Annotated in this window: 16 protein-coding genes and 1 pseudogene; 13 read left to right on the plus strand and 4 right to left on the minus strand. The window is 67.0% G+C overall.

Annotated elements, in window-relative coordinates:
- From CLG85_RS09085 to CLG85_RS09095, 3 genes are all read left to right on the plus strand, one after another.
- On the plus strand, positions 1-702 hold a 702-nt coding region (locus tag CLG85_RS09085), incomplete at its 5' end, for a FecCD family ABC transporter permease (protein WP_260348744.1).
- Entirely contained in the window at positions 699-1,436 is a 738-nt protein-coding gene (locus CLG85_RS09090; protein WP_260348745.1) for an ABC transporter ATP-binding protein, read from the plus strand. The genes CLG85_RS09085 and CLG85_RS09090, both read left to right, overlap by 4 nt.
- A 68-nt stretch (positions 1,437-1,504) precedes the next feature.
- Complete coding sequence (locus CLG85_RS09095) at positions 1,505-1,897, plus strand: GFA family protein (protein WP_095881359.1); 393 nt, start codon at positions 1,505-1,507, stop codon at positions 1,895-1,897.
- 47 nt (positions 1,898-1,944) lie between these two features.
- Here CLG85_RS09095 and trpB read toward each other — a convergent pair whose 3' ends face one another.
- Positions 1,945-3,165: a tryptophan synthase subunit beta gene (trpB, locus tag CLG85_RS09100; protein ID WP_095881360.1), complete on the minus strand. Its 1,221-nt coding sequence runs from the start codon at positions 3,163-3,165 to the stop codon at positions 1,945-1,947.
- Between the two features lie 413 nt (positions 3,166-3,578).
- Here trpB and CLG85_RS09105 point away from each other — a divergent pair, with 413 nt between their 5' ends.
- On the plus strand, positions 3,579-4,616 hold the full coding sequence (locus CLG85_RS09105; protein ID WP_260348746.1) for a hypothetical protein: 1,038 nt from the start codon (positions 3,579-3,581) through the stop codon (positions 4,614-4,616).
- Positions 4,617-4,637: 21 nt separating this feature from the next.
- Here CLG85_RS09105 and CLG85_RS09110 read toward each other — a convergent pair whose 3' ends face one another.
- From CLG85_RS09110 to CLG85_RS09120, 3 genes are all read right to left on the minus strand, one after another.
- Positions 4,638-4,946, minus strand: coding sequence for a hypothetical protein (locus CLG85_RS09110; protein ID WP_217989717.1), 309 nt, complete (start codon positions 4,944-4,946; stop codon positions 4,638-4,640).
- A gap of 89 nt (positions 4,947-5,035) precedes the next feature.
- The gene (locus CLG85_RS09115) at positions 5,036-5,848 is read right to left on the minus strand and encodes a restriction endonuclease (RefSeq protein ID WP_095881362.1); all 813 of its coding nucleotides are present in this window, start codon (positions 5,846-5,848) and stop codon (positions 5,036-5,038) included.
- A 179-nt stretch (positions 5,849-6,027) separates the two neighbouring features.
- Positions 6,028-7,692, minus strand: coding sequence for a thiamine pyrophosphate-dependent enzyme (locus tag CLG85_RS09120; protein WP_260348749.1), 1,665 nt, complete (start codon positions 7,690-7,692; stop codon positions 6,028-6,030).
- Between the two features lie 330 nt (positions 7,693-8,022).
- Between CLG85_RS09120 and CLG85_RS09125 the strand changes: the two genes are divergently transcribed.
- From CLG85_RS09125 to CLG85_RS09160, 9 genes and pseudogenes are all read left to right on the plus strand, one after another.
- Complete coding sequence (locus CLG85_RS09125) at positions 8,023-8,346, plus strand: hypothetical protein (protein ID WP_095882020.1); 324 nt, start codon at positions 8,023-8,025, stop codon at positions 8,344-8,346.
- Positions 8,343-8,717, plus strand: coding sequence for a response regulator (locus tag CLG85_RS09130; RefSeq protein WP_095882021.1), 375 nt, complete (start codon positions 8,343-8,345; stop codon positions 8,715-8,717). The genes CLG85_RS09125 and CLG85_RS09130 overlap by 4 nt, the downstream gene beginning before the upstream one ends.
- A 2-nt stretch (positions 8,718-8,719) precedes the next feature.
- A pseudogene (locus tag CLG85_RS09135) lies at positions 8,720-10,845 on the plus strand (chemotaxis protein CheA).
- Complete coding sequence (locus CLG85_RS27380; protein ID WP_095882969.1) at positions 10,838-11,305, plus strand: chemotaxis protein CheW; 468 nt, start codon at positions 10,838-10,840, stop codon at positions 11,303-11,305. The pseudogene CLG85_RS09135 and the gene CLG85_RS27380 overlap by 8 nt, the downstream one beginning before the upstream one ends.
- Positions 11,302-12,168, plus strand: coding sequence for a CheR family methyltransferase (locus CLG85_RS09140; RefSeq protein WP_095882970.1), 867 nt, complete (start codon positions 11,302-11,304; stop codon positions 12,166-12,168). The genes CLG85_RS27380 and CLG85_RS09140 overlap by 4 nt, the downstream gene beginning before the upstream one ends.
- Before the next feature lie 9 nt (positions 12,169-12,177).
- Complete coding sequence (locus CLG85_RS09145) at positions 12,178-12,564, plus strand: response regulator (protein WP_095882971.1); 387 nt, start codon at positions 12,178-12,180, stop codon at positions 12,562-12,564.
- A gap of 4 nt (positions 12,565-12,568) precedes the next feature.
- Entirely contained in the window at positions 12,569-12,931 is a 363-nt protein-coding gene (locus CLG85_RS09150) for a DUF8776 family protein (RefSeq protein ID WP_224845736.1), read from the plus strand.
- A 106-nt stretch (positions 12,932-13,037) separates the two neighbouring features.
- Positions 13,038-14,093, plus strand: coding sequence for a CheB methylesterase domain-containing protein (locus CLG85_RS09155; protein WP_260348752.1), 1,056 nt, complete (start codon positions 13,038-13,040; stop codon positions 14,091-14,093).
- Positions 14,090-14,614 (plus strand): chemotaxis protein CheD, encoded by a 525-nt coding sequence (locus CLG85_RS09160; protein WP_095882326.1) that lies wholly within the window; start codon positions 14,090-14,092, stop codon positions 14,612-14,614. Before CLG85_RS09155 ends, CLG85_RS09160 begins: the two co-directional genes overlap by 4 nt.
- Positions 14,615-14,619 lie beyond the last annotated feature (5 nt).

A 14,619-nucleotide genomic window follows, 5' to 3' on the forward strand; every position in this document is an offset into this window, starting at 1 on the left:
CTGGGGGCGGTGCTGGCGATCCAGACCGGGCTGTCGGCGGCCTTTGCCCTGGCGCTGCCGCTGAGCGCGCTGGCCGGGGCGGTGGTGGCGGTGGTGATCCTCGTCGTGCTCGCCGGGCCGCGCGCCGAGACGCTGACGCTGATCCTTGCCGGGGTCGCACTCTCAGCCGTCGCGGGTGCGCTGACGCAGCTGGTGCTGAACCTTTCGCCCAACCCCTTTGCCGCCAGCGAGATCGTCTTCTGGATGATGGGCTCGCTCGCCGACCGCTCGATGCTGCACGTCTGGCTGGCCCTGCCCTTCATGGCTCTTGGCGTTCTGCTGCTGGCAGGCGTCGGGCGCGGGCTCGACGCGCTGACGTTGGGCGAGGACGCGGCCTCGTCTATGGGGATCGACCTCGGACGGCTGCGGCTGCGGGTGGTGCTGGGCACCGCCTGCGTCGTCGGCGCGGGCACGGCGGTCGCCGGGGCGATCGGCTTCGTCGGGCTGGTCGTGCCGCACCTGCTGCGCGGCTCCGTGGGCGGCCGCCCCGGGCCGCTGCTTTGGGTCTCGGCGGCGGGCGGGGCCGCGATGCTGTTGGCGGCGGATATCGCCGTACGGGTGGTCGCCCCGGACCGCGACCTGAAGCTCGGGGTGCTGACCGCACTGGTCGGCGCGCCCTTTTTCCTGCACCTCGTCTGGCGCAGCCGGGGGGAGCGGGCATGACCCTTCTGGCACTTGAAGACCTTTCCGTAACCCTGCGCGGACGACAGGTCTTTTTCGGCATTTCTCTGGAAATCGGTCCGCACGAGGTGGTCGGCCTCATCGGCCCCAACGGCGCCGGCAAGACCAGCCTGATGCGCGCCGCGCTGGGGTTGATCCCTTCGGCCGGGCACAGTTCTCTGGCGGTTCTGACCCCGCAGCAACGGGCGAAGGCGGTCGCCTGGATGCCCCAGGCACGCGAGATCGCCTGGCCGGTAAAGGTCGAGGACCTCGTCGCGCTTGGACGCCTGCCGCATGGCGATCATGCGCGCGGCCCGGTCGAGGCGGCGATCGCCAAGATGGGGCTGGAGGAGCTGCGCAAGCGGCGCTCCACCAACCTCTCGGGCGGCGAGCAGGCGCGCGCGCTTCTGGCCCGTGCGCTGGCGCAGGAGACGCCGCTCTTGATGGCTGACGAGCCCACGGCGGGGCTCGACCCGGCGCATCAGATCGCCACCATGGAGGTGTTCGGCGCCCTTGCTGCCGAGGGTCACGGCGTGCTGCTCTCGCTGCACGATATCGGGCTGGCGGCGCGGCATTGCACCCGGCTGGTGATGCTGGCCGAGGGGCGGCTGCTGGCGGATGGCCCCCCTGAGGAGGTGCTGACCGACGAGTTGCTGGCGCAGGGCTTCGGCATCACCGCCTACCACGCGCAGACGCCAGACGGCCCAGTGTTCCAGCCGATGCACCGGGCGCGCTGAGCGCAGGTCTTGCCGGGCGCGCCTTGGGCGATACCTTCCGTGCAAGGCCTGACCGGAGGAGAGGCACAATGGACACCTACGAAGGCGGATGCCTCTGCGGCGCGGTCCGCATCAAGGCCGAGGGACAACCATATCGCACCGGCCTTTGCCATTGCCTCGACTGCCGCAAGCACCACGGCGCGCTGTTCTACGCTGCCGCGATGTTCCCGGAGGCGGCGGTCACCGTGACCGGCGAGACCCGCAGCTATAGGGGGCGGCATTTCTGCCCGCTCTGCGGCTCATCGGTCTTTGCAATCGACGGAGACGAGGTGGAACTGCATCTCGGCGCGCTGGATGCACCGGGGCAGCTGCTTCCGAGTTACGAGAACTGGACGGTCAGGCGCGAGCCCTGGCTGCCGGACTTCCCGCTGGCCCACCATTACGCGGGCAATCGCGAAGGTACCGGGCGCGGCGAGGACTAGAAGACCCGGGCGACGCATCGCCCGGATCCTTCAATGGCTTGCAGCCCTCAGCTGATATCGACGCCGAGGTGCTTGGCGACGGCGAAGATGTCCTTGTCGCCGCGGCCGCACATGTTCATGACAATGATGTGGTCCTTGGGCAGATCGGGCGCGATCTTCATCACGTGGGCCAGCGCGTGCGACGGCTCGAGCGCCGGGATGATGCCCTCGGTCGAGCACGACAGCTGGAACGCCTCGAGCGCCTCCTTGTCGGTGATCGCCACGTACTCGGCGCGGCCGGTGTCATGCAGCCAGGCGTGTTCCGGCCCGATGCCCGGGTAGTCGAGACCCGCCGAGATCGAGAAGCCTTCGAGGATCTGCCCGTCGTCGTCCTGCAGCAGGTAGGTTCGGTTGCCGTGCAGCACGCCGGGGCGTCCGCCGGTGAGCGAGGCGCAATGCTCCATCTTCTCGTTGACGCCCTTGCCGCCGGCCTCGACGCCGATGATCTTGACGTCCTTGTCGTCGAGGAACGGGTAGAACAGGCCCATGGCGTTCGAGCCCCCGCCGATGGCGGCGATGATCGTGTCGGGCAGACGGCCTTCCTGCTCGAGGATCTGCTCCTTGGTCTCCTTGCCGATGATCGATTGGAAATCGCGGACCATCGCCGGGTAGGGGTGCGGACCGGCGACTGTGCCGATGCAGTAGAAGGTATCGCGCACGTTGGTCACCCAGTCCCGCAGCGCGTCGTTCATCGCGTCTTTCAGCGTGCCGCGACCGGAGGTCACGGGGATCACCTCGGCGCCCAGCAGGCGCATCCGGAAGACGTTGGGCTGCTGGCGCTCGACGTCATGCGCGCCCATGTAGACGACGCACTTCAGGCCGAACTTTGCGCAGACCGTTGCCGTCGCCACGCCGTGCTGACCGGCACCGGTCTCGGCGATGATCCGGGTCTTGCCCATGCGGCGGGCAAGGATGATCTGGCCCAGCACGTTGTTGATCTTGTGGGCGCCGGTGTGGTTCAGCTCGTCGCGCTTGAAGTAGACCTTGGCGCCGCCGAGGTGCTCGGAGAGGCGCTCGGCGTAATAGAGCGGCGAGGGCCGGCCGACGTAGTGCTTCCACAGCCAGTCCATCTCGTCCCAGAAGCTCTGGTCGGTCTTGGCGCGCTCGTACTGCTCCTCGAGCTCGAGGATCAGCGGCATGAGCGTTTCGGAGACGAAACGCCCGCCGTAGATGCCGAAGCGGCCCTTTTCGTCGGGGCCTGTCATGAAGGAATTGACCAGATCGTCCATCGCGCCTCTCCCGCAGAATTTCCCCCCTCTCTAAAGCAAGCGCGCGGCCAATGACCAGAGGTCACGCGCCCGGCACGCCGAATTGTCCCCCGGGGCGCCCGTCACCGCGCCGTCCCGGAGCGTCGCGGCCGGCGCCCCCCCCGGTTGGTTGTGAGGGTCGCGCATTCAACTGGCAGACCCCGGCCTATGCTGCGCTGCGCCCCCTCGGACTCCCAAGTCCCCCTTGCAAAATCACACCCGCCTTCCTAACCTCCTATGAGCGCCGCGCTTTTTTTTGCCGACCCAGCGCTCAAGAGATTTTTTTGCGAAGTCATTCCCACGCGCCCCCGGTTGACGCCGCGATTACGATTGGACCCATTTCAATGCGCTTGAAGATTTACACCGACACGGCGTTCGCTTCGCCTGCAAACCCCATGCAATGCGCAATGCTGCTGCCCTTCTTCGGGCAGGAGGAGCGCGCATTCTGGTCCGCCGACACCAATGCCTTCGACAAGTACAAGCACAGCGGACCGGGCTATTTCGAGCTGGCCGAGTCAATGGATGATGCCGACGTCGCGGTGCTGCCCGGCACATGGCACCGCTACCTTCAGGACGGCACGACCAAGGTCGCGCTGCGCTTCGCGCAAAAGGCGGCGGAGGCGGGCAAGCGGATCGTCGTCTTCCACGAGCGCGATTATGACTTCAAGTTCCCCGCCCCCAACGCGCTGCTGTTCACGCCGACCATCGAGAAGGACCGCCAGCCGAACGAATTCGGCCTGCCCGCCTGGATTCCCGATCACACCAACGGCCCCGCGCCGCTGCGCCAGAAACATGAGCGCCCCTCGATCGGCTTCTGCGGGCAGGTGAAGAGACCCACCGCCAAGACCCGCCTCGTGCAGTTCGCCCGCACCTCGCTGCCCCATTTCTCCGAGCTGCGCATGGCAGGCTATTCCGCCTCACTGAAGGAGAACTTCCAATACAAGTTCCTGCGCGGCCGGGCGATCCAGACCCTGCTCGATCACCCCGGCGTGGACACCAACTTCGTGCTGCACGGGGACTTCTTCGCCGGGGCCGACCAGAAGTCCACCGACGGCGAGAAGAACGTCGCGCGCCAGAGCGCGCTCGAGACCTTTCTGTCCAATCTCGCCGGCAGCGACTACAGCCTCTGCGTGCGCGGCATCGGGAACTATTCGCTGCGCTTTTACGAGATCATGGCCGCGGGCCGCCCGCCGCTGTTTCTCGACACGAACTGCATCCTGCCCTACGACTTCCTTCTCGACTGGCAGAAGGAGCTGGTCTGGGTTCCGCTGTCCGAGCACCACCGCGCGGGGCAGATCCTTGCCGATCACCACGCTGGGCTCAGCGCCGAGCAGTTCGTCGACCAGCAGCGCAGAGCACGGGAAATCTGGGAGGACTGGCTCTCGCCCGATGGCTACTTCCGCAACTTCTACCGTCACTTCCGCCCGCAGTGAGCAGGCGGCTTCGCTACCTGATCAAAGATAGACCAGCTCGTAGACGTAGGACTTCGGCCCCTTGCGGCTGACCCAGATGCCTTCGGGGGGCACCTCCCCGGACTGGACCGCCAGCAGATCCCATGGCCGACCGAAGACCTCGTCGCTCCCCCAATCCCCCGCAATCCAGCCAAGCAGCTCGTGCCGGATGATCCAGTGGTCGCCGTCCGTCCGCTTGAAACCGGCGTGGCCCGACGGCCCCGTGCATCGCTCGAAGCGATAGACGAGATCGTCGCTCTGCCTGCGGAGTTCGAAGGCCCTGGGGGCGGGTCGGAGATTCGTGTCCATCATCGTGCCACCACCCTGTCGGCGCCCACCCACCTTGGCCAGCGCGAACCCCGCGCGGCCCGCCAGTTTCGGCGCAGGCCGCGCGATCGCGGTCACATGGCCCAGGCTTCGGTGAAGCTCTCGACCCCGAATTCGCGATCGAGGCTCGGCAGGTCGTGCGGGCTCAGCAGCAGCACACCGGTGGTCGCGGCGAGCCGCTGCGCGCTCGAGGTGAAGCCGGCGGTGGCCAGCACCCCGGCCCCGGCCAGCCCGTAGTAGTTCTTGCCGGTAAAGGCCTCCTGGATGGCCTTGTTGCCGACCGGCGAGTTGTAGCGCTTCACCTGCAGGCCGATCACGAGAGCGCCCTTGCGCGCGACGATGTCGATGCCCTGGTCGTAGCCGCGCTTGGTGACATCCGCGTCCCAGCCGAAATGGCGCAGCTGCGCGGCGCACCAGTGCTCGAACTCGGTGGGATCGCTCGGATAGTCCTCGGCGTCGAATCCGCCCTCGCGCGCCTCGCTCTCGATCCGGTCAATTTCGTCGATGATGTAATCAACCACCGCTGGCTCGATACGGTGATAGTCGAAGGACAGCTCGATGCTGTCGAGGAACTCGAGCACGATGTCGTGCCGTTCGTCGGCGATCACCCGGTTGTAATCGTTCTTCTTCACTGCCAGCCGCAGGTTACGCGAGAGCGCCGGCGCATGGGCCTGCACGTGCCGGGAGAGCTCCTGCCGCCGGGAGCGGGTCAGCGACAGCCCCAACCCCTTGAAGACCAGCACCAGCACCGCGACGTAGCCCGCCAGGATCACCGGCAGTGCCCGCGTGGTGGCCGCCGACACACCCAGCGCGAAATAGGCATAGCCCAAGCAGAGCAGCGCCAAGAAGGTCACCGCGCCAAGGATGGTTTCGTACTCTTTTTTCATTTGCTGCCGCCTTGGTACGTTGTTTTCCGGCCTCCTACCGCGCGCGGAACATTACGGCAACATGTGACGTGAGAGTCGGCGCCTAAGCGCTTATCACTAAGGGGTGAATCCAGCTGGACTGCGCCGGGCCCCTGATCGCAACGGGCGAAGACCCGGCGCTGCCGCCGGGTCCGCCGATCTCAGGACTTGGCCGCAAGCCCGCCCGCGCGGATCTCCGACAGCGTGCGGTAGGGCGTCAGCGCCTCGGCGGCGATGTCGAGCTCGAGCACCGCGCCATGCGGCGCCGCCAGCGCCCGCTCGAAGGCGGCAGCGAACTCCTCGGTGTGGGTGACATGCTCGCCGTGCATCCCGTAGGCCCGCCCCAGCGCCGCGAAGTCGGGGTTGACGATCGAGGTGCCGCTGACCCGCGCGGGGAACTCGCGCTCCTGGTGGGCGCGGATGGTGCCATAGGTGCCGTTGTTGAGCACCAGGACGATCACCGCCGCCCCGGCCTGCCGCGCCGAGGAGAGCTCCTGACCGTTCATCTGGAAATCTCCGTCCCCGGCAAAGCAGATCACCGTCGACCCGGGGCGCGCCAGCTTGGCGGCAATGGCGGCAGGCACGCCGTAGCCCATGGCGCCGGACTGCGGCGCCAGAAGCCGCATGCCCGGGCGGAAGCGGAAGAAGCGGGTGGGCCAGACGGTGAAGTTGCCGGCGCCGTTGGTCAGCACCACGTCGCTGCCCAGCACAGCGCGCATGTGCTTGCAGACCGCCACCATGTCGACCGGCCCGGGCTGCGCCGGGGCCTTGTCGATGAAGCCCAGATAAGCCGCCCGCGCCTCGGAACGCCAGGCCTTCCAATGACCGGTCACCTTGGCCGGCAGCGCCTGCACGAAGCGTCCCGGGTCCGCATGCACGCCGAGGGTGGGCCGGTAGACCTTGCCGATCTCGCGGTCCGAGGCGTGAACGTGGATGATCTTCTGCTTGGGCTGCGGCACCTCAAGCAATGTGTAGCCGTCGGTCATGTTCTCGCCGAAGCGGGTCCCCAGCGCCAGTACCACGTCGGCGTCCTTCAGCAGGGCCTTCACCCCTGCCGTCATGCCCACGCCCGCGTCGCCGCAGAAGCAGGCGCAGGCGCTGTCGACCTGGTCCTGGTAGCGGAAGGAGGTGATGATCGGGATGTCCGAGGCCTCGGCAAAGCTCTGCAGCGCGGCGCGCGCGGGGCCGGTCCACTCGGCCCCGCCGATCACGATCAGCGGCCGCTCGGCGTGCTGCAGCAAGGCGACCGCCTCGACCACGGCGTCGGCGGCGGGCTCGGCGGCGTAGACCTTCACCGGACCGGTCAGCGGCGGCACCGCGGTCTGCGCCATGAGCACGTCCTCGGGCAGCGCCACGACCACCGGGCCGGGACGGCCGGTGGTGGCGGTGATCCAGGCCCGCGAGAGGATCTCGGGGATGCGCTCGACGTGTTCGATCTCGGTCGCCCATTTCGCCATGGTGCCGAAGACCGCGCGGTAATCGACCTCCTGGAAAGCCTCGCGCTCCTTCATGTCGGTGGCCACCTGCCCGACAAGAAGGATCATCGGCACGCTGTCCTGCATCGCGGTGTGCACGCCGATCGCGGCATTGGTCGCGCCCGGCCCGCGGGTCACCATGCAGATCCCCGGGCTGCCGGTCAGCTTGCCATGCGCCGCCGCCATGAAGGCCGCGCCGCCCTCCTGCCGGCAGAGCACAAAATCCAGCTTGCCCGCCGTGTCGTGCAGAGCGTCGAGCACCGCAAGGTAGCTCTCTCCCGGAACGCCGAAGGCCCGCGTGGCCCCCAGCGCGATCAGGCTTTCGACCACCAATTGACCACCGTTGCGCATCTTGTCCTGCTCCCTGCCAGATCGCTTTTGCGAATTTGTGCGCGCTGTGCAGAGGGGATGCAAGCGCTGCCCGGGGGTTCTTCACTGAATGCATGACGCAGCACAAAAAGGCCGGGAGCCAGAACGCTTTGTTAAGACCCCGACTGTAGTTCTCGAAGCCGTCCCGGGGGCGACCTGCGAGTCTGAGGTTCGGTCCGGATCTGACCCGCGCGTGACCTGTCATGCGCCCTCCGCCGGCCTCGGGACGAAGGCTCGACACTCCCACGGGGACCGGCAGCTCGCTGGCCGCGGGTTGCCCCCGCTCTCCTCTGGCAAAGGACAGATTTCGCGATGACAGAGCTTCACAGCCATGTGCTCGACCCGGGGCGCAACCGCAATGGCGAAGACCCTCTCGTGCCCTTCCTGCTCGGGGCGCGGCACATGCCCGTTTCGATCTCCATGCGGGACGTTCTGCGGCTCGATGCCCACCGGCTGCAGATCCTGCTCGTGGCGCAGAAGCAATGGCAGGAGGAGGGGCTCACTTTCAGCCTGACCGAAATCAACGAGACCTTCCGCGGCGGGCTCGACCGGCTTGGCCTGCGGCCCACCCATTTCGACGCCGCCGGCACGGATGCCGGATCCGATCTCGCGGATGGCAAGGAGGCACTGCAATGACGACGAAAGTCCTCGCGATCGACGATTCCCGGACGATCCGCAACCTCCTGCGCATTTCGCTCGAAGGGGCCGGCTTCGAATTTCACTCCGCCTGCGACGGGGTCGAGGGGGTCGAGCAATTCTCCGAGGTCGAGCCGGATGTGGTGATCACCGATATCAACATGCCCAACATGGACGGTTTCGGCGTGATCGAGACGCTGCGCAGCGGCCCAAACCGCACGACGGTGCCGATCATCGTGCTGACCACCGAAAGTGGCGCCGATCTCAAGGCCCGCGCCCGTGCCGCCGGGGCCACCGGCTGGATCGTCAAACCATTCGACGACGCATCGCTTGTTTCGGTGCTGCGCCGGCTCACAGGACACATGGTGTAGAGATGTCGGGAAATTCGATCCGCGATACGTTTTTCGAAGAATGCGAAGAGCTGCTCGAGGCCCTGGTCGAGGGGCTCTCCTCGATGGAGCAGGACCCCGAGGACATGGACGTGGTCAACGCCGTGTTCCGCGCCGTGCATTCGATCAAGGGCGGCGCCGGAGCCTTCGCCCTCGACCGGCTGGTGAGCTTTGCCCACACCTTCGAGACGGTGATGGACAAGGTGCGCAGCCAGGAGCTGAAGGTCAACGCCGAGTTGATGCACCTCTTCCACCGCTCCGGCGACCAGCTTGCCGACCTCGTGGAAGCGGCGCGCGACGAGCGCGAGCCGAACGCCGAATCCGAGGCCGCCATCCTCAAGGAACTCGACGGCTATCTCGGCGAGGCGGACAAGGACGACAGCTTCAGCTTCGACGCCCTCACGCTGGACTTTGATGCGGCCCCGGCGGACCTCGGCGGCGCGGGCGATGACGGCGACGAGGAAGGCTCCCTGCGCCGCTTCCACATCCGCTTCAAGCCCAGCCCCGCGCTCTATGCCAACGGGCACGAGCCGCTCCTGCTTTTCGACGCACTCGCCGAACTTGGCGAACTGCGGGTGTTGGCGGACCTCTCGGCGCTCCCCGAGTTCGACGCCTTCGACCCCAATGACGCGGTCTTGTCCTGGACGCTCCAACTCGAGACCCCGGAACCCGAGACCGTGCTGCACGAGATCTTCGAATTCGTCGAGTCGCTCTGCGAGCTCGACATCCGCGAGGACGACGGCGCGGCGGAGCCCGCGCTCACCGACCCGGACCCCGATCTTCCCGGCCTCGCGCCCCCGCCCCCGCCGCTCGGCCTCGACAGCCCGAGCTCTGCCCTGGAGCCCGCCGACGCCCGCGGCGATCCCCAGCGCGGCGAGGCGCGCGGCCCGCGGCCCACCCTGCGCGTCGATCTCGAACGGGTCGACCGGCTGATCAACACGGTGGGCGAGTTGATCATCAACCAGGCGATGATCTCGCAGCGGATCGAGGAACTGGAACTGCCCGCGGTCGCCCATCTCACCAATGAACTCGAGGCCTACAAGCTGCTTGCCCGCGACATTCAGGAGGGCGTCATGGCGATCCGCGCCCAGCCGGTCAAGCCGCTCTTCCAGCGCATGTCTCGCATCGTCCGCGAGGCCGCGGAAGCCACCGGAAAGAAGGCGCGGCTGGTCACCATCGGCGACTCGACCGAAGTCGACAAGACGGTGATCGAACGCCTGGCCGATCCGCTCACCCACATGGTGCGCAACGCGGTCGATCACGGACTGGAAAAATCCGATATCCGCGCCACTGCCGGCAAGGAGGCGATCGGCACCATCCGCCTGTCTGCGTCGCACCGCTCCGGCAGCGTCTTCATCGAGATCGGCGACGACGGCGCCGGGCTGAACAGGGCGCGTATCCTCGAAAAGGCGATCGAGAAAGGACTGGTCCTTCCCGAAGCCGAACTGTCGGAATCCGAGATCGACAACCTGCTGTTCCTGCCTGGGTTCTCCACGGCGAGCGAGGTGTCCAATCTATCGGGCCGCGGGGTCGGCATGGATGTGGTCAAGAACGCGGTTTCCGCCCTCGGCGGGCGGGTTTCCATCGCCTCCACCCCCGGCGCCGGCACCACCTTCACCATCGTGCTGCCTCTGACGCTTGCGGTGATGGACGGCTTCGTCATCTCGGTCGCGGATCAGACCATGGTGATTCCCATCGCGTCGATCATCGAAACGATCCGTCCCAGCCAGCGCGACCTGCACGCGGTCGGCACCAAGGGCGTGGTGATCCTCGTGCGCGGCGCCTACGTCCCGGTCGTCGATGTCGCCTTCAACCTCGGCCTCTCCCCCGCGCGAAAGGAGGCGGGAGACGGCGTTCTGTTGTTGGTGAGCACGGAAAGCCAGGGGCTCACGGCATTGCGGGTCGAGGCGATCCACGACCAGCGACAGGTGGTGATCAAGAGTCTCGAGAGCAACTACGCCGCCATTCCCGGCGTATCCGCGGCAACGATCCTCGGCGACGGCAAGATCGCCCTGATCCTCGACCCCGAGGAGGTGGTGAAACTGCAGCCCGCCGCCCCTTATTTCCCTGCCGTAACCCCCCCCCGAAACTGGAGCTTCGCCATGCTTGACGCCGACGAGGGACAGACCGAAACGCAGTTCGAATTCATCACCTTCTCGGCGGGGAACCAGAGTTTCTGCCTCGAGATCATGCAAATCCGCGAGATCCGCCGCTGGACGCCGGTGACCAAGCTGCCGCATACGCCCGACGATGTGCTGGGGGTGATGAACCTGCGCGGCGCGGTGATCCCGATCTTCGACCTCTCCGCGCGCTTCGGCCTCGGCGAGACGGCGGATAACGAGCGCAACGTGGTGATCGTCGCGGCCGCCGGCGGCACCACCATCGGACTCCTGGTGGAATCCGTTTCCGAGATCCTCTCGGTCGCGAAATCCTCGATCCAGGAAACTCCCGACATGAAATCCGACGCCGCGCGCCAAGCCATCCTCGGGGTGATCTCGGTCGGCGAATCCATGGTGCGCGTGGTCAATCTCGACGCGGTGCCCGACCAGGAAGGCGGAGCGGCCGCATGAGTCTGGCCAGCGCCGACGCTCTGCCGGGGGAGTTCACCTTCACCGACGCGGATTTCGAGGCACTCGCCCGTCTTGCGCGGAGTGAGTTCGGCCTCAGCCTTGCGTCAAGCAAGAAGCCCCTAGTCTATTCGCGGCTTGCGCGGCGTTTGCGCGCCCGCGGACTTGCCACATTTCACGACTATATGGCGCTTCTCGACCGCGCGGAGGAGGCCGCAGAGCGCCTCGAACTGGTCTCTGCCCTCACCACCAATGTCACGAGTTTCTTCCGCGAGAAGCATCACTTCGAAACCCTGCGCACTGCGCTGATTCCGGAGCTTGCGGCGCAGAAACGCATTCGCATCTGGTCGGCCGGGTGCTCCTCGGGCCAGGAACCCTTCTCGATTGCCATGACACTGCTTCACGCCCTGCCTCCCGGGGCGCGCGACATGCGCATTCTGGCGACGGACATCGATCCGGCGATCCTGCGCAAGGCGCGCGCCGGGCGCTACCCGGCGGAGGAGTGCGAAACCGTGCCCGCCGAGTTTCGCAGCCGATGGCTGCGGCCGACACCGTGCGAGCCGGAGCTGGTCGAAATGGGACCCGAGCTCAAGGCCCTGATCAGCTTCGCCGAACTCAACCTGATCTGCGACTGGCCCTTCGCCGGCCCTTTCGACGCGATCTTCTGCCGCAACGTCGCGATCTATTTCGACCAGGAGACCCAGCAACGGCTCTGGTCACGGTTCGCCGAAAAACTGCGCGCCGGCGGTTTCCTGTTTATCGGCCATTCCGAACGCCTCGCTGGCCCCGCCCTGCCGGGGTTCGGCACCGCCGGCGTGACCACCTACCGCAAGCGCGCCATCCCCGGCCCCGCCCAGCCGACCTAGGAGAATGAAATGAGTTTGAAGGATTCGCTGCGCATCATGGTCGTCGACGACATGGCCACGAGCCGCGGGCTGATCACCCAGGCACTCGACGAGATCGGCATCAAGAACTACCTGACGGAGAACGACGGCAGCAAGGCGCTGGCAAGGATGGCCGGAAGCCCGGTGCACCTGGTGCTCTCGGATTTCAACATGCCGAACATGGACGGGCTGGCGCTGCTGAAGGCGGTGCGACAGAACCGCGCGACCCAGAAGATCGGCTTCATCCTGGTCACCGGCAAGCCCACCCCCGACATGGTGGCGCAAGCGAAACAGCTGGGCCTCAACAACATGATCAAGAAGCCCTTCACCTCGCTCGCGATGAAACAATGCATCGAGAGTGTTGTGGGAAAGCTCTGAGGCCATGTCCACGTCAAACGCCGCTTCGATCACCGCCAATGAGGCGACATGGCTGCTCTCGCGAGAAATCAGGCACCTGCAGCAGCGGCTGGAACGGCTCGAGCATGGCATGGAGCATATCTATTCAGGCAACGCGGATTCCCGCCTCGGATCGGTGGCGATCACCGCCTTCCAGGAGCTCGACATGCTGGCGCAATCCACCGACGCGCTTGCCGGCTACGTCGAGCGACTCGCCCGGCTGCTGGACACGGAGGCGGCGCTGGACCTGCGCGAGGCGCTGAACGTGATCCCGCTGCGCGATCTTCGCCAGAGGCTCGGCGGCGCGCAGGGGGATGGCCTCGAGCCGAATGCGCCCGAGCTGTTTTGACCGCCAGCCGCCCTCGACGGGGCAGAAGACAGCATCTGGGCAGCCCTCAGGTGCACCGACCAAGCGCCACGGACCCCGGCGCCACAGGCCATGAAGGACAAGACAGATGTCGAAGATATCCCTGATCCTGGCCCACCCGGACCTCGGCCTGCGGCGACGGCTCGCCGCCGAGCTCCGCACATCCGCCTTCATCATGCTGGTGTCGGAAACCCATGACCTGATGACCACCTACACCGAGGTCGAGGAGCAGGAGCCGATGGCGGTGCTGATCAGCGAGCGGCTCGCCATGCTGCCGGAATTCGAAGTGATGCGTGCGCTTTTCGCCACGCTCGACGTGCGCTGGCTGGTGATCAAGTCGCGCGCGGCCTCTGCGCCGGGGTATCCGGCAAGCCCCTGGGACAAGCGCTCGGATCTCTTCGCCGTCGATGCGGATGTGCCGGCCGACGAGTTGATCGGCACGCTGCGCTCGCTTACCCGCACCACCCGGCGGCGCGGGCCGCAGCCCCCGGTCCCGGCCCCTCCGACGCAGGCTCCCGCGGGCGGCCTGCGCAGCAACCGCTTCATCCTGCTCGGCGCCTCCACCGGCGGTGTCGATGCACTGCTGAGCGTGCTGTCGAGCTTTCCCGCCGACTGTCCGCCGACTTTCATCGTCCAGCACACCGGCGGCGGCTTCGGCGAAAGCCTGACCCGGCTCCTCGACCGGCAATGCGCGGCGCAGGTTCGACCGGCGCAGGACGGGGTGCGGGTCGATCACGGTCAGGTGGTCATCGCCGCGGGCAACCGGGCGCATCTTCACCTCGCGGGAGGTAATCCGATGAAAATCGCCCTGCGCGCGGGCGAGCCGATCGCGGGCCACATGCCTTCGGTCGATGCGCTTTTCACCTCAGCGCTGCCCGGGGCGCCGCGCGCGGTCGCAGCGCTGCTCACCGGCATGGGGCGGGACGGCGCACAGGGGCTCAAGGCGCTGCGCGACGCCGGTGCCACCACATTCGCCCAGGACGAGGCGACCTGCATCGTCTACGGCATGCCCCGCGCGGCGCGCGACCTCGGCGCGGTGGAGACCAGCCTGCCCCTGCCGCAGATCGGCCCCGCCCTGCTGAGGGCCTGCGCCGCGCCTACCTCCGCCCCGGCCGGACTGAATGGAAGGATCCCCGCGAGATGACCGATGCCGCAGAGAAGCTGGTGAACGTGATCCAGGGCGAATACCGGATCTCCTCTTCCCCCTCCGAGGTGCTGTCGACCGTGCTCGGCTCCTGCGTCGCCGTCTGCCTCACCGACGTCGAAGCCGGCGTCGGCGGGATGAACCATTTCCTGCTTCCGCAGCGCGCCGGAAAGGAGGGCGAGAACGTGCGCTACGGCGCCTATTCGATGGAACTTCTGATCAACGGCCTGCTGAAATCCGGCGCGCGCAAGAACCGTCTGGTCGCCAAGCTCTTCGGCGGGGCGAACATGCTCAGCCAATTGCGCGACATCGGCGGCTCGAACGTCACCTTCGCCAAGGAGTTCCTGCAGAACGAGGCGATCCCGCTGGCTTCGGAAAGCACCGGCGGCACCTCGGCGCGGCGGATCCGCTTCTGGCCCGCCGACGGGCGGGTGCGGCAGTTCATCGTGCCCGGCGAAATCGAATCCGTGGCGCCGGTCCAGCCGCCCAAACCGCCGCAGTCCGAGATCACCCTGTTCTGACAGAG

The sequence above is a fragment of the Alloyangia mangrovi genome, from assembly GCF_002300555.2.
GTDB lineage: Bacteria > Pseudomonadota > Alphaproteobacteria > Rhodobacterales > Rhodobacteraceae > Salipiger > Salipiger mangrovi.